The organism is Pelomonas sp. Root1217 (genome assembly GCF_001425705.1).
Classification (GTDB): Bacteria; Pseudomonadota; Gammaproteobacteria; order Burkholderiales; family Burkholderiaceae_C; genus Pelomonas.
Genome location: NZ_LMDC01000012.1, coordinates 1,084,756 through 1,106,101, shown reverse-complemented (window position 1 = coordinate 1,106,101; position 21,346 = coordinate 1,084,756). Strand labels below are relative to the sequence as shown.

Sequence of the window (21,346 nt, the reverse complement as noted above, 5' to 3'; positions counted from 1 at the left end):
CCCGTCGTCGATCAACCCTCACACCCCATTTGCCTGAAATGCTCTTTTTTTGTCATCCCAAGCCGGTTGTGGACTCACGTCCTGTGGCGGAGCTTTCCATTCGATGCGAACAAACTGACCGGGCACCTTCGATGCTGCGCGAGAAGGCACCATCCCGGACGGTGAATTTCACTCCTCCCAGCGAAACCGCCAGATCGCCAGCAGCCCGAAGGCCGCGCTGAATCCCAGCATCACCGCGCTGGGCAACAGCGCCGCGGCGAAGGGCTGGCCGCGCCAGGTCATTGCATCCAGCGCATCCACGGCCCAGCGCGTCGGCACGGCCAGCGAGACCGTCTGCAGCCATTCCGGGAAAATGAAGGCGGGCACCCAGGCGCCGCCCAGCATGACCATCAGCAGCGTGGCCAGGATGGCCAGGCCGCGCGTGGCCTCCGGCGTGCGGCCCAGGGCCGCGATGAGCAGGCCGAAGCTGCCCGTCAGCAGCGCAAAGCAGGCCAGCACCAGCGCGAAGCCGGCCGGGCTGCCAAGCACCCGAACGCCGAAAGCGGCGATGGCCACGACGTAGATGACGGCGAAGACGATCAACGAGATCAGCGCGCTGGCCGCGATGCGGCTGCCCAGCAACTGGGCGCGCGACAGCGGCGCCGCGCGTAACCGCTTCCACAGGCCCAGGCGGCGCATCAACAGCAGGCCCATGCCCATCTCCACACCGCTCATCAGGATGAACTGCACGCCCATGCCGGCGAAAGAGTGGGCGTAGCTGTTGTAGGCCACGGGTGCGGCGTTGGCGCCGGACTGCAGGGCCTCGACCTCGCGCGTCGTGTAGGGCATGGACAGGCCGCCTGCCGTCGGCGCGGAGGCGCCGCCTTGAGGCTGGGCGGCCTCGCGCTTTTGCACCGCGCCGATGCTGTCGAACATGCGCAGGAGTTCGGCGCGGCGTTCGGGCTCAAGGCCCGCGTTCTTCTCGATCTGTTGCTTCATGTCCGCCAGCACGGGGCTGTCGGCGCTGAAGGTCGTGCGGCTGACTTCCTGCATCAGCGTCTGCGCCAGCAGCCCGCGCACGACGGCCAGGGCGCTGGCCTGCGAGGGGTCGTAGTGCAGCACGATCTCGGGCTTGGGTGAGGCGCCGAACATCGCACCTGCGGCCTGCTGGCCCAGCCCCTGCGGCAGGATGGCCACGGCGCGCAGCTTGCCGGCGCGCACCTGGGCGACGGCATCGGCCTCGTCGGTGACCGTCGTCTTCAGCGCCGACTCGGCCTGCAGTGCCCCAACGACGCGCTGCGACAGCGGGCTGCGATCCAGGTCGACGACTCCGACGGCGATGCCGGACATCTTGCTGCTGGTGCCGAACAGGCTGCCGAAGAAGGCGGCGATGAGGATGGGCGCGACGATGCTCATGAGCAGCGCGCGGCGGTTGGAGAAGTGCAGTTTGAGTTCCGCACGGACGAGGGCGAGCAAGGCTTGCATGGTCAGTCCCTGTTCAATCGCGCAGGGCGCGGCCGGTGAGTTGGAGGAAGACGTCTTCAAGCGTCGCGCGTGCCGAGGCCAGGCCGCGCACCCTGACACCGCGCTGCGCCAGCGCGGCCAATACGGCGCCAGCGTCGCGGCCGATGTCGGCGACGCTGACGTCCAGCCGCTGGCCCACCCGCGTCACGCCACGCAGGCCTTGCAGCGCCAGATCGTCGGGCTCGCCGTCGATCTCGATGTGCAGCGTCTGCGCGGCCGGCAGCAGCGCGAAAAGCTGGGCCTGGGTGCCACTGGCGACGACGCGGCCATGGTCGATGATGACGAGCCGGTCGGCCAGGCGCTCGGCCTCCTCCATGTAGTGCGTCGTGTAGATCAGGGCCTTGCCGGCGCGCTTGAGCATCTCCAGGTTGTCGAAGATGGCGTTGCGGCTTTGCGGGTCGACGCCGGCCGTGGGCTCGTCGAGCAGGATGATCTCGGGGTCATGGACCAGCGCGCAGGCGATGTTGAGCCGCCGCTTCATGCCGCCGGAAAAGGTCGAGGGCTTGTCCTTGGCGCGATCCGACAGGCCCACCATGGCCAGCACCTCGTCGGCGCGGCGCTTCAGCAGTTCCGGCGCCATGCCATAGAGGTTGCCGAAGAGCTCCACGTTCATGCGCGCCGGCAGTTCCTCGTACAGCGCGATGTCCTGGGGCACCAGGCCGATGCGACGCTTGTAGCCGGCCTGGTCGCTGGCGAGGCTGACGCTGCCGGACAGCGTCACCGTGCCGGCATCGGGCACAGTCAGGCCGCAGATCATGCCGACCGTCGTCGACTTGCCAGCACCGTTAGGGCCGAGCAGGCCCAGCACCTCACCAGCCCGCAGCTCAAGGCTCACTTCATGCACGGCCACGCGGTCGCCATAGGCCTTGCGCAGGCCGCGGGCCACCAGCACGTCTTCCTTCATTGCCGCCTCCTTGGGTTCCGAATGGGCGCGATGCTAGACAGGGGCCGGGCGGCGCGCGCCTGCCATGCGACGAACGGCAAGCATCGGGCGCGGATGAACGGCACCGCGCGCCAACTGTGAAAGCTGGGGTCGGCGGTTGATACTGCCGGCATGAAGGCACGCATCGGCATCATCGGCACGGGCTGGGTCGGCACCAGCGTCGCGTTTTCAACGCTGCTCGCCGGGCATGCGCGCGAACTGTGGCTGTGCGACCAGCGCGCCGCCGTGGCCGAGGGCGAGGCCATGGACCTGGCCGACGGTGCGGCCTTCTACCCACGCTGCGCCGTGAGTGCCGTGCCGCTGGCGCAGATGCGCGAGGCCGACATCGTCGTGCTGGCCGCCGGGCGCAACGGCCGGCCGGACGAGAGCCGGCTGGACCTGCTGCGCGACAACGCCCGCATCGCCGCCGGCATGGGCCGGGCGCTGGCCGGCTTCGGCGGCATCGTCATCGTCGTGACCAACCCGGTCGACGTGCTGACCCGCGTGGTCGCCGCGGCCTCCGGCCTGCCACCGGAGCGTGTCATCGGCACCGGCACGCTGCTGGACACGGCGCGGCTGCGCGAGCGGCTGGCCATGCACCTGAAGGTGTCGCCGACGTCGGTGCATGCGCAGGTCGTGGGCGAGCACGGCGACTCGTCAGTCGTGCTGTGGTCCGGCGCGCGCGTCGGTGGCGTGGCGCTGCGCGACTGGGCCGGCTGGCCGGCGGACGAAGAGGCCACGCTGGCGGGCCACGTGCGCCGCGCGGCCTACGACGTCATCCAGCGCAAGGGCGCCACCAACCACGCCATCGGGCTCGTCACGAGCGAGCTGATCGGCGCCCTCGTCAACGATGAGCGCCGGCTGCTACCCGTCAGTCGCGTGCAGGAGGGCGCCTGTGGCATCCGCGGCGTGGCGTTGTCCCTGCCGGCGCTGGTGGGCGCAGGCGGCGCGGTGCAGGTGGTGGAGCCGGCGATGGATGCGGTCGAGCGGGCGGCGTTGGCGGCGTCGAGCGCGGTGCTGGCGCGAGCATTCGCGTCGCTCGCCGCCGGCGCTTAGGCCAGCTTGGCGTGCCCCCATGCGGGCCGGCTCGTGGCCTTTGCGCGCTGCGGGCTGCGGCGCTCGACGCCGACGCGAGCCGGGGCGGCGCGTGGTGCCACAGGCACCGCGGACTCGTGCGCCGGGCTGCTCTGAGCCAGCTTGAACACTTCGACCGTCTGCACCAGCCGCAGTGCCTGCACCCGCAGGCTCTCCGCCGCCGCCGCGCTTTCCTCCACCAGTGCGGCATTCTGCTGCGTGACCTGGTCCATCTGGCCGACGGCTTCACCCACCTGGCACACGCCGGCACTCTGCTCCGTGCTGGCCGCGCTGATCTCGACCATGATGTCAGTCACACGCTTGATCGAGTTGACCACTTCCGTCATCGTGGCACCGGCCTGATCGACCAGCACCGTGCCCTGCTCGACGCGCTGCACGCTCGCACCGATCAGGCTCTTGATCTCCTTGGCGGCGTTCGCCGATCGACCGGCCAGGCTGCGCACCTCGCTTGCGACGACCGCGAAGCCGCGGCCCTGCTCGCCGGCGCGCGCCGCTTCCACCGCCGCGTTCAAGGCGAGGATGTTGGTCTGGAAAGCGATGCCATCGATGACGCCGATGATGTCGGCTATCTTCTTCGAGCCGGCGTTGATCTCCTTCATCGTGTCGACGACCTGGCCGACCACTTCGCCGCCCTTGATGGCGATGACGCTGGCGCCCTGCGCGAGTGTGTTGGCCTCGCTGGCGTTGTCGGCGTTTTGCTTGACCGTGGCGCTGAGCTGCTCCATCGAAGCTGCGGTCTCCTCGAGCGCCGAGGCCTGCTCCTCGGTGCGCTGGCTCAGGTCGTTGTTGCCCTGGGCGATCTGCGCCGATGCGGTGGCGACCGCCTCGGAGTTCTCGCGCACACCGGCCACCACGCGGGACAGGCTCTCCTGCATCTCCCGCAGCTGCGCCAGCAGGCTGGTCGTGTCGCCTGGCCTGAGATCGATGCGCACACTGAGGTCGCCCGCGGCAACGCTGCGTGCCAAGTCTGCGGCGACACGGGGCTCGCCGCCGATCTGGCGAGTGACGGAGCGGATGATCCAGGCCGCCATCGCAACGGCCAGGGCCAGAGCGATCGCGCACGACAGCCACACCGCGCGGTTGATGGCCACCAGCGCGCTGGCGGCTTCGACGCCCGACTCCTTCAGCAACTCGCCCTGGAAACGGATCAGGTCGTCCACCGTGGCGAAATAGGCCAGCTGGGCCGGCCGCGCGACGCCAAGCAATTGGTTCCTGGCCTCATCAACCTTGCCGGCAACGACCAGGTTGATGTACTGGACCTCCGCCGGAACGTAAACAGCTCGGGCCTCGATGATCTTTGCCAGCAGCGCCTTGCCCTTCTCGACCTTGATCTGGGCCTGCAGCTTGGCCAACCCGTCATCGATGTTCTTGCCAGCGGCGTCAATCTGCGCCTCTTGCTTCTTCAGGTCCGCCGGAGCACTCATGATGAGCATGTTGCGCATGGACAGGCCAATCTGGTTGAGGTTGCCCTTGATCTCGTTGAGCAGCGCCACTCGCGGAATACGTTCGTCGGTCACCTTGTGGAATGCGTCGTCGACCGTGGGGATCCTCACGAGCGTCATGCCGCCCATGAAGACGATCAGAAGCACCAGGGTGCCGAACCCCAGGCCGAGCCGGGTGGAGAGTTTCATGTCATCGAACATCATGATGCGGGTTCCTTTGACGGACGGGGAGGGCTCGCTGCACGGGATTGATGGCCCCGTCACCTCGGCAGCGAACTTGGGTTGTTCATGGATGCGACCCACGCGGGCGAAGGTCTCCTCAGGGCTGCTTGTCATCACCGGTGCGCGCGCCCCGGGGCGCTTCGCCCAGGATCCGCCCGACGGCCTGCCGCAGTTCCTCGTTCTCGAAGGGTTTGGCCAGCGCGCCATGCGCGCCCTGCTCGAGCGCCTGCCGCAGACGTTGCTCGCTCTCGCCGGAAACGACGAGCACCTTCAGCGGAAACGGCGGCGGCTGCTCGCGCAGGAAGCGCAGGACGCCGAAGCCGTCGATGCCAGGCATCTGAAGGTCCAGGGTCATCAGGTGCGGCTTGAAGACGTGCAGCATCGACCCCGCCAGAAAGCCGTCGCTCGCGGTGGCCACCTCGAAGCCTTCGCGCTTGAGCGCCCGCTTGATCGCGCTGGCCATTGCGGCTTCGTCGTCGACCACCAGGATGCGTTTGGGTTGCCCGGGCATGTCATCGGGATCAGGAATGCCATGCACGCTCATGAACCGGCGCAGTTCGGTCGCGAGGACGCGATAGTCGCCACGACCTGGCAACCGATAGGCCTGCAGCTCGTTGCGCTCGATCCATCGGATCACCGTCCGAAAGCTCACGCCGCATATCCGCGCAGCTTCACTACTCGTCAAAGTTTCATTCACGGCGGCTGCTCCTGATTCCTTGCTGTCAGGTTAGGGCCGTGTGTCACGTTAGTCAATAACGTGGTTTGCGCCTGATTTCACGAAAGAGCCGGCAGTGGTGGGGTGGCGGCTGGCCATGCTGCTTTTCGGTGCGCGCCGCATGGCGTCGCCCGGCGGCAGGCGGTGTTCACGAGTTCGAGCCAGCCAACCGCATCCCCCATACCGTTGGCCCTCGCCGAGCACCGCGGCAAGCGTGAAGGACGGGCCGGGCGAGGCAGAAGCAGGTCCTCTGACGGCGTGATGAGCGCCGCTCAGGGCGGTGAGCGGGAATCCGGCATGCCCGAGAAGGCGTTCCGACGTTGGCTTGACTTTCGCCGTCTCAGCCCGCCGCCAGGGCGCGCCCGATCAGGATCTTCTGCACCTCGCTCGTGCCCTCGTAGATCTGCGTCACCCGCACGTCGCGGTAGATGCGCTCCACGGGGAAGTCGCTGAGGTAACCATAACCGCCATGGATCTGGATGGCCTCGGAGCAGACTTTCTCGGCCATCTCGCTGGCGAACAGCTTGGCCATGGCCGCTTCCTTCAGACAGGGCCGGCCGGCGTCCTTCAGGCTGGCGGCGTGCCAGATCAACTGGCGCGCCGCCTCGAGCTGCGTGGCCATCTCGGCCAGCTTGAACTGCACCGCCTGGTGGTTGAAGATCGGTTGGCCGAAGGTGACGCGGTCCTTGCTGTAGCGCAGTGCCGCTTCAAACGCCGCCCGTGCCATGCCGACCGATTGCGAGGCGATGCCGATGCGCCCACCCTCCAGGCCCGACAGGGCGATCTTCAGGCCCTGGCCTTCCTCGCCCAGGCGATTGGCTGCGGAGACGCGGCAGTTCTCGAACAGGATCTGGGCCGTGTCGCTGCTGTGCTGGCCCATCTTCTCCTCGATGCGCGCGACCGTGTAACCCGGCGTGGCGGTGGGCACGACGAAGGCGCTGATGCCCTTCTTGCCCGCCGTCTTGTCGGTCACCGCCATGACGATCGCGACATCACCGTGCTTGCCGCTGGTGATGAACTGCTTGACGCCATTGAGCACATAGTCGTCGCCGTCCCGCACAGCCGTCGTGCGCAGGCCGCCGGCTTCCGAGCCGACATGAGGCTCGGTCAGGCAGAAGGCGCCCAGCATGTCGCCGCGCGCCAGGGGTTTGAGGAAGCGCTCCTTCTGCTCGTCGTTGGCAAAGCCCATCAGGATGGAGCAGACCGGGCAGTTGTTGACGCTGACCACGGTACTGGTGCCGCCGTCACCCGCGCCGATCTCTTCGAGGATGACGGCCAGCGCCAGATAGTCCAGGCCCGCGCCGTCCCATTCGGTCGGCACGGCAACGCCATAGCAGCCCAGGGCCGCCAGGCCCTTCAACTGCTCGGCGGGGAAGTGATGGTTCTTGTCCCAGGCCGCGGCGTAGGGGGCGATCTCGGCCTGCACGAAGGCGCGGATGGCGTCTTGCACGGCGAGGTGGTCTTCGGTAAGAAGCATGGTGCTCAACCTGTTGGATTGGGTGAGCCATTGTCGAGGCTGTGTCAGCCGGGGCGCAGCGGGAAGCGCAAGGGCGCCGCATGCGCCGCTTCGACTTCGCCGCGCCAGGTGCGGACGGTCAGCGCGTCGCCTTCAAGGTTCAGGCGCTCGCGGATGCCGGCATCCAGCGTCTGGCGCTGCCACCAGTCCGCGCGTTCTGCGACCGGCAGCACATTCAGCTGCTGACTGAGGTCGAGCGCGGCCTGGGAAAGCACCAGGTCGGCCTGGCGCAAGGCATAGCTTTCGAACGCAGGTCGACCGACTTCCACCAGCACGTGGCCGATCGTGTTGCGCCAGCGCAGGAACCGCCACCAGGAGACTTCGGGGTCGGGCTTGCCGCGCACCTGCCGCGCCAACGCCGGGCCCTGCAACTGCCCGAAGGACCGCATGTCGGCCAACCAGTAGGCGCTCATGGCCTGTATCGTCAGCTGCGGCAGGTAGCCCAGGCTGTGCCGGCTGGCCCAGGCCTGCAGCGGACTGGGGTCCATGTCGAACATCGAGTCGCCATGCGCGCTAAGGTCGGCAACCGTCTCGCGCTGGAAATGCGACTCCGCCGCCATCCACAGGCGCGGCTGAAGCAGGCGTGCCGGCAGCGGGGCTCGCCAAGCAGCCGGCAGCACCGCGCCTGCCGGCTGGCGCGCCGCCCATTGCGCCAACAACTGCTGTTGCCGCACGGCCGTGACCCAGCCGACAGCTTGGCCGAGCAAGGTCTGGGAGCCGGAGGCGAAGAGGCGCAGCAGCGCATCCGCCCTTGCCCAGGACGGCTCCGCGCGCTGTGCATCCGGCGCGAGCACGGCTTCGATCTGCAACCAGCGCATGCAATGGGTCACGCCTCCGAACTGCGGCAGCGCCAGGGCTTCGAAGGACGCGCTGCCGGGTGGGCGGGGCCGACGCACCGGTGCCGGCTCCTGGAAGCTGGGCCTGGCTGCCAGCGCCTTGCAACGTTCGCCGAACAGGGTGGCATTGGCCATCTGCGCCTTCAGCCCCGCCGCGGCGGTACGCCAGCGGGCCACGCAATCCTCCTTGGCGGCGTTGCAGTTCCAGTCCTCTCCCGATGGCAGCGCCAGCAGCCCGGCTTCGCCGCTGACCTCACCGCGCCAGCTGCGCTGCCCCCAGGCATTCGGCGCCTCGCCCTGCGGCGCGCGCAGCCCCTGGGCGTCGAAGAAGGCGTTGTCCTGTGGCGCCAGCGTCACTGCCTGCGGCAGCAGTTCCGGGGGCAAGGGCACGGCGGCGACATCCGCCCAGCGGCCGTTGCAGGCCAGCCAGGCCAGGCCCAGCAGCAGCAGCAGCGCCATCGGACCGAGCACGACCCACAGCAACACCTTGAACCCACGGCGCATCGACAAGCTCCCATGAAGACGGCGCAGCTTAGGCAGCAGCGGTCGCGGTAGCAGTAAAGGGCCCAAGGGAATATTCCCTCAGTCGCTCTCCGGGGTTTTTCGGAGCGGCGTTCACCCTGTTTGCCAACTGCCACCGTAGAAGCAGATGCCCTGCGTTCGCCGGCTTCACATTGGCGAACACGGTGCACTCGCCAACGGCGCCGGTTTGGGCAAGGTGTTGTCGGCGCCCGCCTGGCCTGCCCGTCCCGGACACCTTTGATGCCTTCTGCCACGACGCTTCGCTCGCTGCTCGCCCTGCTGGCCTTGACGACCTCGGCCGCTTTCGCGCTCAGCCCTGCGCCAACACCGCCCAAGCCCTTGCCCCCGGTGGCGCCGCCCATGCCGCGCTTCATCGTGCCCGACGCCAGCCAGCCGCTGACGTTGCAGCGCGTACAGGTGCAGGCCACGTTGGCCGGCGCCCAGGCGCAGACACGCATCGAGTTGGTCGTGCACAACCCCAACCCACGCCAGCTGGAAGCCACGCTGGAGTTCCCGCTGGATGCGAGCCAGAGCGTCGTCGGCTTTGCGTTGGATATCCGCGGCGAGATGGTCAGCGCCGTGCCGGTACCCAAGGACAAGGGCCGCCAGGTGTTCGACGACATCTCGCGCCGCCGTGTCGACCCGGCCCTGCTGGAGCGCACCGCCGGCAACAACTTCAAGCTGCGCATCTACCCCGTGCCACCCAACGGCGAGCGGCGCGTCATGTTGCAACTGGCCGAGACGCTGCAGCCCGACCCCCAGGGCCGCATGCAGTACCGCCTGCCCTTGAACTTCGGCCAGCCGATGGGCCTGTTCGAGGGTCGCTTCGACCTGCGTGGCGGCAAGCTGCAGGCAAGCGGCGCCTTGACAGGCGTCGAGACCCTCTCCCGTGGCGACGAGATGTCAATGCGATTGCAGCGCCGCGACTGGCAGCCGCGCGAACCGCTGGCACTGAGCTGGGCCGGCAACGTTGGCGACAGCGTCGTCGTGCAGGAGCATCTTGGCCAGGTCTATGCCTATGCGGAGATCGCCGCGGCCGAGGGCGCGCGGGGCACCACCCGACTGCCTCGCGAACTCAACCTCGTCTGGGATGCCTCCGGCTCCGGTGCCGAGCGCGACCATGCGCGCGAGTTCGCGCTGCTGGACGCCCTCTTCTCCGCCGCCCGCGACGTGCGCGTGCACCTGACCGTGGCACGCAATGCCGCCGAGCCGGTGCGTGTTTTCGACGTGCGCGGTGGCGACTGGCAGCCCCTGCGCCGCACCCTGCAGCAGTTGCCGTACGACGGCGCCAGCAGCCCGGCCGCCTGGTATGCCGGCCTGGCCGCCGCGCCCCCCGGCAGCGGCACGATGAGCCTGCTGTTCAGCGACGGCCTGGCCACCTGGCCCGACCTCGGCGGCCTGCCACCCGCCGGCCCCGTGTTCACGGTGAATGCCGCCAGCCGGGCCGACCTGCCACGGCTGCGCCGCCTCGCCGAGGCCGGCGGTGCACGCCTGCTGGACCTGACCCGGATGGGCACCGCGTCCGCCTTCACCGCGCTGACAAGGCCCGGCCTGCAGGTACTGGACGTGAAAGGCGACGGCGTCGAGGGCATCGAGGACGTCGTTATCGAATCCCTGCACCCCGAGAACGGCCGCCTCGCCATCGCGACTCGCCTGACAGTGGTCACCGGCCGCCTCCTCGTTACCCTCATCGACGGCCAGGGGCGGCGCAGCCAGCGCCGCATCGAGCTGAAGGCGCCGACCGAGAGCCCTCCGTCCGACGAGGCCACGCTGCCGCTGGCGGCGCGGCGCTGGGCCGAGCTGCGCATCGCCGAGCTGTCGGCCGAGCAGCAACGCAACCGCGCCCAGATCCGGCGTCTGGGCGAGCAGTTCCGCCTGCTCAGCGCCGAGACCTCGCTGATCGTGCTCGACGAGCTGGCCGACTATGTGCGTTACGAGATCGTGCCCCCCACGGCCACCATGCGCGCCGCCTACCGGCAGAGCCTGGCCCAGCGTGGCGCCACGCGCCAGGCCGATCGCGAAAGGCATATCGACAGCCTCGTGCAGCGCTTCAAGCAGCGCCAGGCCTGGTGGGCCCAGGAGTTCCCGCGGGGGCCCGTCGAGACGCCGCCCGTCGCCGTGGCCGAGACCCGGCCGGCAGCGCCTGCGCCAGTCCGCCCATCGATCGCGCAGCCACCGGCCCCCATCGCCCTGCGAGAGCCGCCGCCAGCACCCGTCGCAGCGCCGGCACCGCCGCCTCTCGCGCAGATGTTGGCTCCCTCAGCTGCGCCCGCGCTCGAATCCGTGTCCGTGGCGGGATTGCACCGCGCCCGCGAAGAGGACGCCGGCACCACGGCCGCCCCGGCCAGCATCGCGCTGAGAGCCTGGGAGCCCAATGCCGCCTACGCACGCCGCCTGCGCGAGGCCAGCGACGCCGAGCGCTATGCCATCTACCTCGACGAGCGGCCCGGCTATCTGTCCAGCACCGCCTTCTTCATCGACGCGGCCGAGATTTTCTTCGCCAAGGGTCAGCAGGCACTGGCGGTGCGCGTGCTGTCCAACCTCGCCGAGATGGAGCTGGAGAACCGCCACATCCTGCGCATCCTGGCCTACCGGCTGCTGCAGGCCGGCCAGACCCCCCTGGCCGTGCCGCTGCTGGAGCGCGTGCGCGAACTGGCACCGGACGAGCCGCAGTCCTCGCGCGACCTCGCCCTGGCCCTCGCCGCCACCCAGCCCCAGCGCGCGCTGGACCTGTTGTGGGACGTGGCCAGCCGGCCCTGGGACGGGCGTTTTGCCGACATCGACCTGATTGCGCTGACCGAGCTCAATGCCCTGGCCGCCCGGACGCCCAAGCTGGACCTGTCGCGTGTCGACGCGCGTCTGCGCCAAAACCTGCCGCTGGACCTGCGCGCGGTACTGACCTGGGACGCCGACAACACCGACATCGACCTCTGGGTGACCGACCCCGACGGCGAGAAGGCCTACTACGCCCACCGCCTGACCCGCCAGGGCGGCGCAATGTCGCGCGACTTCACTGGCGGCTACGGCCCCGAGGAGTTCTCGCTGCGCCGTGCCAAGCCGGGCCGCTACGAGGTGCGCGTCCAGTTCTATGGCCACAGCCAGCAGCTGGTGTCGCCCTACACGACGCTGATGCTGTGGCTGGCCACCGGCTTCGGCACCGGCGCGCAGAAGGACGAACGCGTCGTGCTTCGCCTGTCCGGCAGCGGCCAGCAGGTGTTGGTGGGCAGCTTCGAGGTGGCGGGGCCGGCCGGCGGCGCGGCGAAATAACGTTCAGCTTCCCTTGACCACTAGTCGCGCTGCGTCCTACGTCCTGAGGTTCCCGCGCCGGCAGCGGCTGGGCATACTCGGGCGTGGTGAGCCACACCTCCGCCTTCACCCCGCCGACCGCGCTGCCGCACGGCGCGCGCCGCGTGGCCTGGCTGCTGATCGTCATGGCGGCACTGCTGGCCGTGCTAGGGCTGTACGCCATCACGGCGCTGTCGGCCGCACGGGCCTATGTCGCGGGTGAAAGCCAGTGGTCACGTGCACAGAAAAGCGCAGCGCTGGCCCTGGTGCTTTATCTGCAATCCGGCGACGAGACGCAGTACCAGGCGTTCGAGCGCGAGATCGCCGTGCCCCTGAACGCCAGGCGCGCACGCGAGGCCATGGACCGGGGCAACGCTCACGACGACGAGGCCCGCCAGGGCTTCATCGAATCGCGCAACCATGCCGACGACGCGCCCGGCATGATCCGGCTCTATCGCTGCTGCCGCGCTCTGCCCTATATGGCCGAGTCGGTCGACATCTGGCGCGAGGCCGATGAGCTGATCACCGAGATGACTGCGCTGGCGCGCCGGGCCCGCGAACTGCCTCCCGAGGCCCGGGCCGCACTGCAGCCCCGCGTGCTGGCGCTGGACGCGCGGCTGACGCCGATGGAGCAGCGCTTCTCGGCCAGCCTCGGGCTGGCGTCGCGCATCACGGCCGCTACGCTGATCGGGTTGCTGATGGTCAGCGCTCTGCTGTTCGGCCTGACCGCTGCCGGCCTCGTGGTGCGGCGCGCCCGCGAGGATCAAGGCGCCCACCAAACCGTGCAGCGCAGCGAGGCGCTGTTCCGCTCGCTGTGGGAGACAAGCATCGACGGTGCCATCATCATCGATGCCGGCAGCCGCATTCGTTTCGCCAACCCTGCCATCCACGCCCTACTCGGCCACGAACCGGGCAGCCTCAACGGCCAGCCGCTGGCGACCTTGCAACCTGAGGCCCTGCGGGCGCAGCACGTCGCCGGCCTGGCCCGCCACATGGCGACCGGAGAGAAACGCTTGAACTGGCGCGGCGTCGAGACCCTGGCCCACCATGCCGATGGCCGCGACCTGCCGGTGGAGATCCGTTTCGCGCGCTTCGAACTCGACGGCGAGACGCTGTTCGTCGGCTTCGTGCACGACATCTCGGAACGCAAGGCCGCCGAGCGGGTGGCCGCCGAGCACCTGAGGCTGCAGGAGGCCGATCGCCTCAAGTCCGAGTTCCTGGCGCGCATGAGCCATGAGCTGCGCACGCCGCTGAACGCCATCCTCGGCTTCACCGACCTGATCCATGGGGGCCGCAGCGGCCCGGTCACCGCCGAGCAGAAGCGCCAGCTCGGTTTCGTCGCCAGTTCGGGCCGCCACCTGCTGGCCCTCATCAACGACCTGCTGGAGTTGTCGCGCATCGAGGCCGGTCGCCTGGACCTCCACATCGAGTCGATCGACATCGCCGAGATCGCTGCGGACGTGGTGGGGCAGTTGCGCCCGCTGGCCGAACCCCGGGGGCTGGCGCTGAAGCTGGATGTGGCCCCGTCAATGCCCTGGCGTGGGGACCGCCGCAAGCTGACCCAGGTGCTGATCAATCTGGTGGGCAATGCCATCAAGTTCTCCGAGCAGGGCGACATCGAGATCCAGGCCCGGCAAGACGGCGAGCGCCTGATCATGAGCGTCAAGGATCACGGCCCCGGCATTCCCGAAGCGCATCGAGCCCTGCTCTTCCAGCCCTTTCGCCAGCTCGAAGGCGGCGTCGCCCATGCCCAGGAGGGCACGGGGCTGGGCCTTTACCTGAGCGCCCAGCTGCTGGCCGGCATGCAGGGTCGCATCCGCCACGAGCCTGTCGAAGGTGGGGGTTCGCGCTTCGTCATCGAGATGGACGCGCTATGAGGCCCCTCGCCCGGTCTCGCCCCGCTGAACGCAGGCGCGCCCGGTCGGTCTTGCAGACCGCGCTGCCAGCAGTGCTGCAGCTCTTCGGCAGGCACATCCCGCCCACTGGGCGCGATGTGTCCAGCCTCAGCCCCCAAGGGGACGGCGATGCTTGCCGGTTCGACCGGCAAGCACATCGCCAGCGCGGGCCGGCTTGGGAGCGGCCCGGCACTCGGCCCGCAAGGCTCCGGCGGCACATGGGGAGCGCCTGACATGGCCAACACGCCGCGGGTGCTGCTGGTCGAGGACAACGCGGCCAACGCCTATCTCGCGCGCTACGTGCTGGAGGCCGCCGGCTTCGAGGTCGACTGGGCGGCCAATGGCCAACTTGGTCTGGAAGCTGCCGCCGCGCGCCGGCCGGACATCATCCTGATGGACCTGCGAATGCCGGTCCTCGACGGCTACGAGGCCACGCGCCGACTGAAAGCCGATCCGGCGCTGCGCGACGTGCCCGTGCTGGCGATGAGCGCCCAGGCCATGCCCGAGGAGCGTGCCCGGGCGCTGGCGGCCGGCTGCGCCGCCCATATTGGCAAACCCATCGACGTGGCCACGCTCGCGGACGAGATCAGGCCCTGGCTGCCTTGACGAGCAGCGTGCCACGCCCGACGACGCAAGGGTGGGCGTTGCGCACGGTCGCCCGCCCATCGACGAGGGCCAGCCAGCCACCGAGCGTCGCATTCCATTCCACACTGGCCACGCGCCAGTGCAGCAGCAGCTCCTGCTCGGCGAACACCGGCGCCTTGAAGGCGAAATTGAAGTTCAGGCACAACAGCTCGCGATCCGCGCCGTCATCACCGCGCGAGAAGTGGCTGGCGACGAGGCCGATCATCTGCGCCGTCGTCTGCTGGCCGCTGGCGATGATCTCGCCGTGCCGCGCCCGCTGGGCCGCCTGCACATCATGGTGCAGGGGGTTGGAGTCGCCGGTCAGGCGGGCAAAGGCGGCGATGTCCTCACGCGTGAAGCGGATGTGACGTTCGCAGGTTTCCCCGGCACGGATCAGGCTGGTCGTTTCGGCTTCTGCGAGGGTTGTGTCCATGGATCGAGACCTTAGCGCAATCCGCCGGGCCGCCGCGCCGCCAATAAAGGGGACTCACCAGCCCAATCGTTGCCCGTCGTAATTGAAGAAACTGCCCGTATCCGCCGGCTTCACGCTGGCCAGCACGGTGCGCATGCCGGCGATGCTGGTCGACGCGTCGATGTCGGCGCCCGAGCCGCCCATGTCGGTGCGCACCCAGCCGGGGTGGAAGCTGATGACGGTGGCCTTGCCTGCAAGCGCCAGTGAAGCATCCTTCATGACCGAGTTCACCGCGGCCTTGGAGGCGCGATAGAGCCAGCCGCTGGTGCTGGCGCGCGAGCCGATGGCGCCCATCTTGGAGGAGAGGATGGCCACGCGGGCCCCTGGCGCCAGCGCCTCGGCAATCTGCGGCAGCAGGCGCATCGGGCCGAGCACATTGGTGTGCATGACGGCGTCGAAGTCGGCCTCGGTCGGCGTCTCCAGGCCCGTCGTGCTGGGGCCGTAGACGCCGGCATTGATGACGACGACGTCGAAGCTCTCGCCGTCGATGAGCCAGGCCAGGCCGGACACGCTGGCGGCGTCTGCCACGTCCAGCTTCAGCGCCCGCGCGCCATGGGCACGCAGGCGCTCCAGTGCGGCTTCATCGCGGGCCGTGGCTGTGATGCGCGCGCCGGCCGCACGGTACTGGCGGACGAATTCGAGACCCAGGCCGCGCGAGGCACCGACGATGAGGACGTTCATGGTTTGGTCAATGCCAGTTTGGCGGCCAACACGGTGAAGAGTCCGGCGCCGCCGAGGTTGAGGCCACGCCCCAGCCAGGGCCGCGGCTTGCTACGGCAAAGCGGCGCCACCAGCACGATCAGGGCCAGCAGGAAGAGCAGGCCTTGCACGATGAACCAGGCGCCCAGGAACAGGAAGGACAGCGTCTTGCTCGGTGCGTCGGCCGCGATGAACTGCGGCAGCAGCGCGAGAAAGAACAGCGCGACCTTGGGATTCAGCGCGTTCGTGAAAAAGCCCTGCCGTACCGTGCGCCACAGCGACTGCGGGGCGCTGACTTCGGCCGCGGCCGACGCCGGACGCAGCCCGGCCCGGGCCATGCCCCATGCCACATAGAGCAGATACGCCGCACCCACGAGCTTGACGACCGTGAAGGCCTCGGCCGACGTGGCCAACAGCGCCGCCAGGCCAAAGGCCGCGGCTAGCGAATGCAGCACGCAGCCCGCCATGATGCCGACCGCCGCCGCCACGCCCTGGCGCCAGCCGCCACGCAGCGTGCTGGCGACCGTGTAGGCCATGTCGACGCCGGGCGTCGCATTCAGCACGAAGACGGTGGCGGCAAACAGCGCCAGATCGTGGGTACCCAGCATCAGAGCATCTCCACCGCCAGCGCCGTCGCTTCACCGCCACCAATGCACAACGCCGCCATGCCCTTCTTGAGCCCACGGGCCTTCAGCGCGCCCAGCAGTGTGACGACGATGCGCGCACCGCTGGCGCCGATGGGGTGGCCCAGTGCCACGGCACCGCCGTTGACGTTGACGATGTCGTGGGGCAGCTTGAAGTCGGCCATCGCGGCCATGGTGACGGCGGCGAAGGCTTCATTGACTTCCCACAGATCGACCTGGCCCGCCTGCCAGCCGGCCTTGGCCAGGGCCTTCTGGATGGCGCCTGCAGGGGCGGTGCTGAACCATTCGGGCGCCTGAGCGTGCACCGCGTGGCTGACGATGCGCGCTATTGGAGCGAGGCCGCGGGCCCTGGCCGTGCTCTCGCGCATCAACACCAGGGCCGCGGCGCCGTCGGAGATGCTGGACGAGGTGGCGGCGGTGATGGCGCCGTCCTTCTTGAAAGCGGGCTTGAGCGAGGGGATCTTGTCGAGCTTGGCCTTGAAGGGCTGCTCGTCGAACTTGATGACGGTGTCGCCCTTGGGAGAGCTCAGCGTCACCGGCGCCATTTCCCAATCGAAGGCGCCGCTCTCGTTGGCGGCCTTGGCACGCTGGGTGGACGTGATGGCGTACTGGTCCATGGCTTCGCGTGTGAAGCTGTACTTGCTCACGCATTGTTCGGCGAACACGCCCATGGCCTTGCCGCGCTCGTAGGCGTCTTCCAGGCCGTCCAAGGCCATGTGGTCGTACATCTGCGCGACGCCGTACTTGACACCCTTGCGCGCAAACATCAGGTGGGGCGCATTGGTCATGCTCTCCATGCCACCGGCCACCATGACCTCGGCCGACCCGGCGGCCAGCATGTCGTGGGCAAACATCATGGTGCGCATGCCGGAGCCGCACATCTTGCTCAGTGTGACGGCGCCGGCCGAATCCGGCAGGCCGGCCTTGCGCACCGCCTGGCGGGCGGGCGCCTGGCCCTGGCCGGCCATCAGGCAGTTGCCCATCAGCACTTCATCGACCGAGTCGCCCGGCACGCCGGCGCGCTCGACGGCCGCCTTGATGGCAACCGCACCCAGCTCCCAGCCGGCCAGGCCGGCGAAATCACCCAGCAAGCCGCCGATGGGGGTGCGGGCGGCGGAAACGATGACGATGGGGTCGGACATGGCATGTACTCCGTTGGTAACTCAGAAGCGGCATTTTGACGCGATCAATTGACGTATGCGTCAATTGCCGCGCAATGCCGGAGTCAATCGGTTGGGCTTGGGGCCTAGCGCCAGGTCGTGGCCGGCGCGCTGCCGCAGTCGACCGGGCGGACGTCGGGCTCCAGCCGCCGCACGGCCTGGCACAGCTGGCGCCAGAAGGCGCGCGTCCAGTCCGGGTGGCGCTGGGCGAACTGCGGCGAGGCCGGCGCGAAATAGGGCAGCTTGGCCACCCCTGGCGCCCATTCGACGAGCTCGGCGCGCTGCTCGGGCGTGAGCACCTCGCGGGTGGTCAGCAGCAGGTCGAAGCGGCGCGCCTGCAACATGGTCGGCCCCGCGTCGAGTGCGCTGATGGGCTCGACCGCCCACCCGTGACCGCGCGCGATGGCGTCCTGCACCGAGCCGGCCAGCACGCCCACGCGTAGGCCCTTGGGCAGAAGCTTGCCGTCCCAGGCGGGATCGGGGGCCTCGCCACCACGGCCGAACAGCGCCAGGTGGCCGAACACGGGCGCCCAGGCCACGTCGGGCCGACCGTGGGCGTCGAGGGGAAAGCGGAAGCTGCGCAACCTCTCCGGGGTGCTGCCGAACAGCAGCGCGATGTCAACGCCACCCTGGGCCAATGAGGCCGACAACCGGCGGTTGGGCAGACGCAGCAGTTCGGCCTCGCACCCCAGGCGTTTGAGCGCCTCGCGCACGGCGACGACCTCCCAACCCGGCGGCTCAGGAAAGCCGGGGCCCACCCCCAGCAGGCCCGGTGGCGATGCCGCATCGCTGAAGCCGATGCGCAGCGGCTGCGGGCAAGGCACCGCATGGGCCGATGTAGCCACCCAGCACAGCAACAGGGCCAGGAGCAGGTGGCGGGTCATCGCGCCAGTTTAGGCGTCAGGCTCAGCGCCACAACCGGTAAGCCCAGAAGGCTTCCTCCGCCTGGATGCGCCGGCGCAGGTCCTCGGGGCTGAAGCCGGTCAGGCGGCGCGTCTCGCGGCAGAGATGGCTCTGGTCGGCGTAGTCGTTGTCGGCGGCGATGTCGGCCCAGTTCACGCCCGCGCCGGCCTCGGCGGCAGCCACCGCGTGGAAGGCGTTCTCGGCGCGCGACACGGCGCGCAGTTCGCGCATCGGCAGGCCGGCCCAGGCCTTGATGCGGCGCTCCAACTGGCGCATGCTGCGGCCAGCCGCGCTGGTGGCGGCACGCACCGCCAGGGCCTGGGTCCAGTCGGCATAGCGGTGGCCGGGGCGCTGCGTGCCCAGGGCCTGCCAGCGTGGCAGCAGGAAGCCTTCGAGCAGTTGCAAACGCGTCGCGTCGTCGGCCGCGGCGGCCATGCTTTCGGCCCAAGCCAGCCAGTCCGCGGGCAGCACTTCCCGCGCATCGACGACCCGGTTGACGTGGCGGTCCAGTGCGACGCCGGTCAGCGCGATGAAGGCATCCGGCAACAGCAGCAGCTTGAAGGCCCACACCTCGCCGGCGTTGCGTGTGTGCGTGGGCAGCGTGAACGGCCCGCCGAACAGCACCGGCGCATGGCGGCGCTCGGGTGGCGGCGTTGAGAACCCCGGCGTCGCCAGCCATTCGCTGCTGCCTTGGGCCCACCAGAACAGCTGGACCAGCGGTGTCGCGGGAAAGTAGTTCTCTCGCTGCACGGCGTCGAGGTTTCGGCCGCGCGTGTCGCGCAGCATCACACCACGCACGCAGCCGGCGAGGGCCAGCGGCGGCAGCCAAAGGCGTGTATGGGCTTGCATCGGAGACCAGTGTCGCATTCGTTCAAGACCCGTCCGCCCGCCGAGCGCAGCATCACGGCCCATGACGACACTGACCTGGAACGACTTGCCTGGCCACCCCACGCGCTGGTGGGGCATCCCCGTGCTTGCGGCCATGCGGCGCGACTATCTCGCGGTGATCTCTGCGCAGCGGTCGCTGGGCGACCTGCCGCGCCAGACCATCCTCGGCGAACGCGGCGTCGATGTCTTCGACCCGGAACTGGTGCGCGAGGTGATGGTGGACCATGCCGACGCGCTCATCCGCTGGGCACGCGGACCTGAGGTGTTTTCCCAGCTGATGGGCCAGTCCGTCCTCGTCACTGAAGGGCCCACCTGGCAGCGCCAGCGCCGCATGCTGATGCAGGCCTTCACGCCCAGGCGCGTGGCCGGCTACGCGGCGCTGATGACCGATGCAGCCGCCGCCGGCCTGGCCGGCGTGCAGGACGGTGAAGTGGCGATGGACACGCTGTTCAGCCACCTGACGATGGACGTCATCTCGCGCACGTTGTTCAGCACGCCGATCGGCGCCGACACCGCGGCGGCGGCGCACGCTGTGCAGGTGCTCAGCGAGACGGCGTTGGCCGAGATGTTCTGGCCATTCACGCTGCCCGATTGGCTGCCGCTGCCGGGCAAGGCGGCCAAGCGCCGCGCGAGCAGGCTGATACATGGGCTGCTGGGTGGGCACGTCAACGCCCGGCGTGCGTCCGGCGACGGCACGCCCGATCTGCTCGGCATGCTGATGGCACTGCGCGACGAGGCGACCGGCGAGGCGCTGTCGCCGCAGGAGGTCTACGACCAGTGCATGGTCAGCTTCCAGGCCGGCCATGAGACGAGCGCGACGGCCCTGCTGTGGTGGAGCTGGCTGCTGGCCGCCCACCCCGAAGCCCAGGCGCGCGCCCGCACCGAAGTGGATGCCGTGCTGGCCGGCCGCGTGCCGACGGCCGATGACTCGGGTGCCATGCCGTTCCTGTCCGCTACGCTGAAGGAAGCGATGCGCCTGTACCCGCCGGTGGCGGCCATCATGACGCGCCGCCTGACGCGCGAGATCACGCTCGGCGGTGTGCGCCTGCCAGCCCGCACGCTGGTGCGCGTGACGCCCTGGCTGCTGCACCGCGACCCGCGCTGGTGGCCGGATGCGCCGCTGGCCTTCAAGCCCGAGCGCTTCATGCCGGGGGCCGCGCACGAGATCCCGCGCGGCGCCTACATCCCCTTCGGCCTGGGCCCACGCGTCTGCCTGGGCCAGCATTTCGCGGTGCTGGAGATGACGCTGATCGCCGCCCTGCTGCTGCAGCGCTTCGAGCTGAGCCCGGCCGGCAACGAGGCGCCCAAGCCGCGCATGGCCGTCACGCTGCGGCCCGAGTCCGGCCTCACACTGAGGCTCACTTCACGGCGGGCGGCATGAACCCCTGGCTCGTTGGCGCGGCGGCGCTGGTCTTCGTCATCGGCCTGGCGCACTCATGGCTGGGCGAGCGCATGGTGTTCCGCCATCTGCGCGCTGGCGGCCTGGTGCCCGTCGGCGGCCAGCCGGCGCTGCGCGAATTCCAGACGCGCATCCTGTGGGCAAGCTGGCATGTCGTCACGGCCCTGGCCTGGGCACTGGCGGTGGTGCTGGCGTGGCTGGCCCAACCGGCGGTGCAGGCAATGTCCGGCGGCATCATCGAAGCGGCCGCCGCCACGGCGTTGGCGGTCAGCGGCGGCTTGGTACTGCTCAGCAACCGCGGCCGCCATCCGGCCTGGATCGCGCTGCTAGCGGCTGCCGCATTGGTGCTGATGTCTCAGCGGTAGAAAGCCTCGACGGCGCCCTTGAGCTTGATGCACAGCGGCCGGCCCTTGCGGTCCAGCGTCTTGCCGGCGGGCACCTTGATCCAGCCCTCGCTGATGCAGTATTCCTCGACGTCCTGGCGCTCCTTGCCATTGAAGCGGATGCCGATGTCGTGCTCGAAGACGGCGGCGACGTGATGCGGGCTGCGCGGGTCGACGCTGAGATGGTCGGGCAGTTCGGGGCGGCTGGGGGTGTCAGGCAT

The 21,346-nt window shown here is 69.5% G+C and carries 19 protein-coding genes; 6 read left to right on the top strand and 13 right to left on the bottom strand.

Annotation, left to right across the window (positions count from 1 at the left end; genetic code table 11):
- Positions 1-168: 168 nt before the first annotated feature.
- On the bottom strand, positions 169-1,464 hold the full coding sequence (locus ASC95_RS13985; RefSeq protein WP_082567771.1) for an ABC transporter permease: 1,296 nt from the start codon (positions 1,462-1,464) through the stop codon (positions 169-171).
- Positions 1,465-1,477: 13 nt separating this feature from the next.
- A complete protein-coding gene (locus ASC95_RS13980) occupies positions 1,478-2,407 on the bottom strand; it encodes an ABC transporter ATP-binding protein (RefSeq protein WP_057298267.1) in 930 nt (309 codons plus the stop codon).
- A 150-nt stretch (positions 2,408-2,557) separates the two neighbouring features.
- Between ASC95_RS13980 and ASC95_RS31375 the strand changes: the two genes are divergently transcribed.
- Complete coding sequence (locus tag ASC95_RS31375; protein ID WP_057298266.1) at positions 2,558-3,481, top strand: L-lactate dehydrogenase; 924 nt, start codon at positions 2,558-2,560, stop codon at positions 3,479-3,481.
- Here the strand turns inward: ASC95_RS31375 and ASC95_RS13970 are convergent.
- The 4 genes from ASC95_RS13970 to ASC95_RS13955 form a co-directional block, all read right to left on the bottom strand.
- On the bottom strand, positions 3,478-5,151 hold the full coding sequence (locus ASC95_RS13970; RefSeq protein WP_200960134.1) for a methyl-accepting chemotaxis protein: 1,674 nt from the start codon (positions 5,149-5,151) through the stop codon (positions 3,478-3,480). The genes ASC95_RS31375 and ASC95_RS13970 overlap by 4 nt on opposite strands.
- A 130-nt stretch (positions 5,152-5,281) precedes the next feature.
- Positions 5,282-5,881, bottom strand: coding sequence for a response regulator (locus tag ASC95_RS13965; RefSeq protein WP_057298265.1), 600 nt, complete (start codon positions 5,879-5,881; stop codon positions 5,282-5,284).
- Between the two features lie 358 nt (positions 5,882-6,239).
- Entirely contained in the window at positions 6,240-7,376 is a 1,137-nt protein-coding gene (locus ASC95_RS13960) for an acyl-CoA dehydrogenase family protein (protein ID WP_057298264.1), read from the bottom strand.
- A gap of 44 nt (positions 7,377-7,420) precedes the next feature.
- Entirely contained in the window at positions 7,421-8,755 is a 1,335-nt protein-coding gene (locus tag ASC95_RS13955; RefSeq protein WP_057298263.1) for a hypothetical protein, read from the bottom strand.
- A gap of 258 nt (positions 8,756-9,013) precedes the next feature.
- On the opposite strand from ASC95_RS13955, the gene ASC95_RS13950 reads away from it, so the two are divergent.
- The 3 genes from ASC95_RS13950 to ASC95_RS13940 all read left to right on the top strand — a co-directional run bounded on the left by ASC95_RS13950 (position 9,014) and on the right by ASC95_RS13940 (position 14,559).
- Entirely contained in the window at positions 9,014-12,040 is a 3,027-nt protein-coding gene (locus ASC95_RS13950) for a VIT domain-containing protein (RefSeq protein ID WP_057298262.1), read from the top strand.
- Positions 12,041-12,126: 86 nt separating this feature from the next.
- Positions 12,127-13,935, top strand: coding sequence for an ATP-binding protein (locus ASC95_RS13945; protein WP_157256303.1), 1,809 nt, complete (start codon positions 12,127-12,129; stop codon positions 13,933-13,935).
- A 147-nt stretch (positions 13,936-14,082) separates the two neighbouring features.
- A complete protein-coding gene (locus ASC95_RS13940) occupies positions 14,083-14,559 on the top strand; it encodes a response regulator (protein ID WP_235537916.1) in 477 nt (158 codons plus the stop codon).
- On the opposite strand, the gene ASC95_RS13935 is transcribed toward ASC95_RS13940, so the two are convergent.
- From ASC95_RS13935 to ASC95_RS13910, 6 genes are all read right to left on the bottom strand, one after another.
- Positions 14,540-15,010, bottom strand: coding sequence for a MaoC family dehydratase (locus ASC95_RS13935; RefSeq protein ID WP_056204884.1), 471 nt, complete (start codon positions 15,008-15,010; stop codon positions 14,540-14,542). The two genes, ASC95_RS13940 and ASC95_RS13935, sit on opposite strands and share 20 nt — an antisense overlap.
- Before the next feature lie 54 nt (positions 15,011-15,064).
- Positions 15,065-15,730: an SDR family oxidoreductase gene (locus ASC95_RS13930; RefSeq protein ID WP_057298260.1), complete on the bottom strand. Its 666-nt coding sequence runs from the start codon at positions 15,728-15,730 to the stop codon at positions 15,065-15,067.
- A complete protein-coding gene (locus ASC95_RS13925; RefSeq protein ID WP_057298259.1) occupies positions 15,727-16,356 on the bottom strand; it encodes a LysE family translocator in 630 nt (209 codons plus the stop codon). The genes ASC95_RS13930 and ASC95_RS13925 overlap by 4 nt, the downstream gene beginning before the upstream one ends.
- A complete protein-coding gene (locus ASC95_RS13920; protein ID WP_057298258.1) occupies positions 16,356-17,534 on the bottom strand; it encodes an acetyl-CoA C-acyltransferase in 1,179 nt (392 codons plus the stop codon). Before ASC95_RS13920 ends, ASC95_RS13925 begins: the two co-directional genes overlap by 1 nt.
- A 104-nt stretch (positions 17,535-17,638) precedes the next feature.
- Positions 17,639-18,436: an ABC transporter substrate-binding protein gene (locus tag ASC95_RS13915; RefSeq protein WP_057298257.1), complete on the bottom strand. Its 798-nt coding sequence runs from the start codon at positions 18,434-18,436 to the stop codon at positions 17,639-17,641.
- A 22-nt stretch (positions 18,437-18,458) separates the two neighbouring features.
- The gene (locus tag ASC95_RS13910) at positions 18,459-19,304 is read right to left on the bottom strand and encodes a helix-turn-helix domain-containing protein (RefSeq protein WP_082567770.1); all 846 of its coding nucleotides are present in this window, start codon (positions 19,302-19,304) and stop codon (positions 18,459-18,461) included.
- 61 nt (positions 19,305-19,365) lie between these two features.
- Here ASC95_RS13910 and ASC95_RS13905 point away from each other — a divergent pair, with 61 nt between their 5' ends.
- Both ASC95_RS13905 and ASC95_RS13900 read left to right on the top strand, forming a co-directional pair.
- A complete protein-coding gene (locus ASC95_RS13905) occupies positions 19,366-20,724 on the top strand; it encodes a cytochrome P450 (RefSeq protein WP_235537915.1) in 1,359 nt (452 codons plus the stop codon).
- The gene (locus ASC95_RS13900) at positions 20,721-21,107 is read left to right on the top strand and encodes a hypothetical protein (protein WP_057298255.1); all 387 of its coding nucleotides are present in this window, start codon (positions 20,721-20,723) and stop codon (positions 21,105-21,107) included. Before ASC95_RS13905 ends, ASC95_RS13900 begins: the two co-directional genes overlap by 4 nt.
- Here the strand turns inward: ASC95_RS13900 and ASC95_RS13895 are convergent.
- On the bottom strand, positions 21,098-21,346 hold the full coding sequence (locus tag ASC95_RS13895) for a DUF3297 family protein (protein ID WP_056204906.1): 249 nt from the start codon (positions 21,344-21,346) through the stop codon (positions 21,098-21,100). The two genes, ASC95_RS13900 and ASC95_RS13895, sit on opposite strands and share 10 nt — an antisense overlap.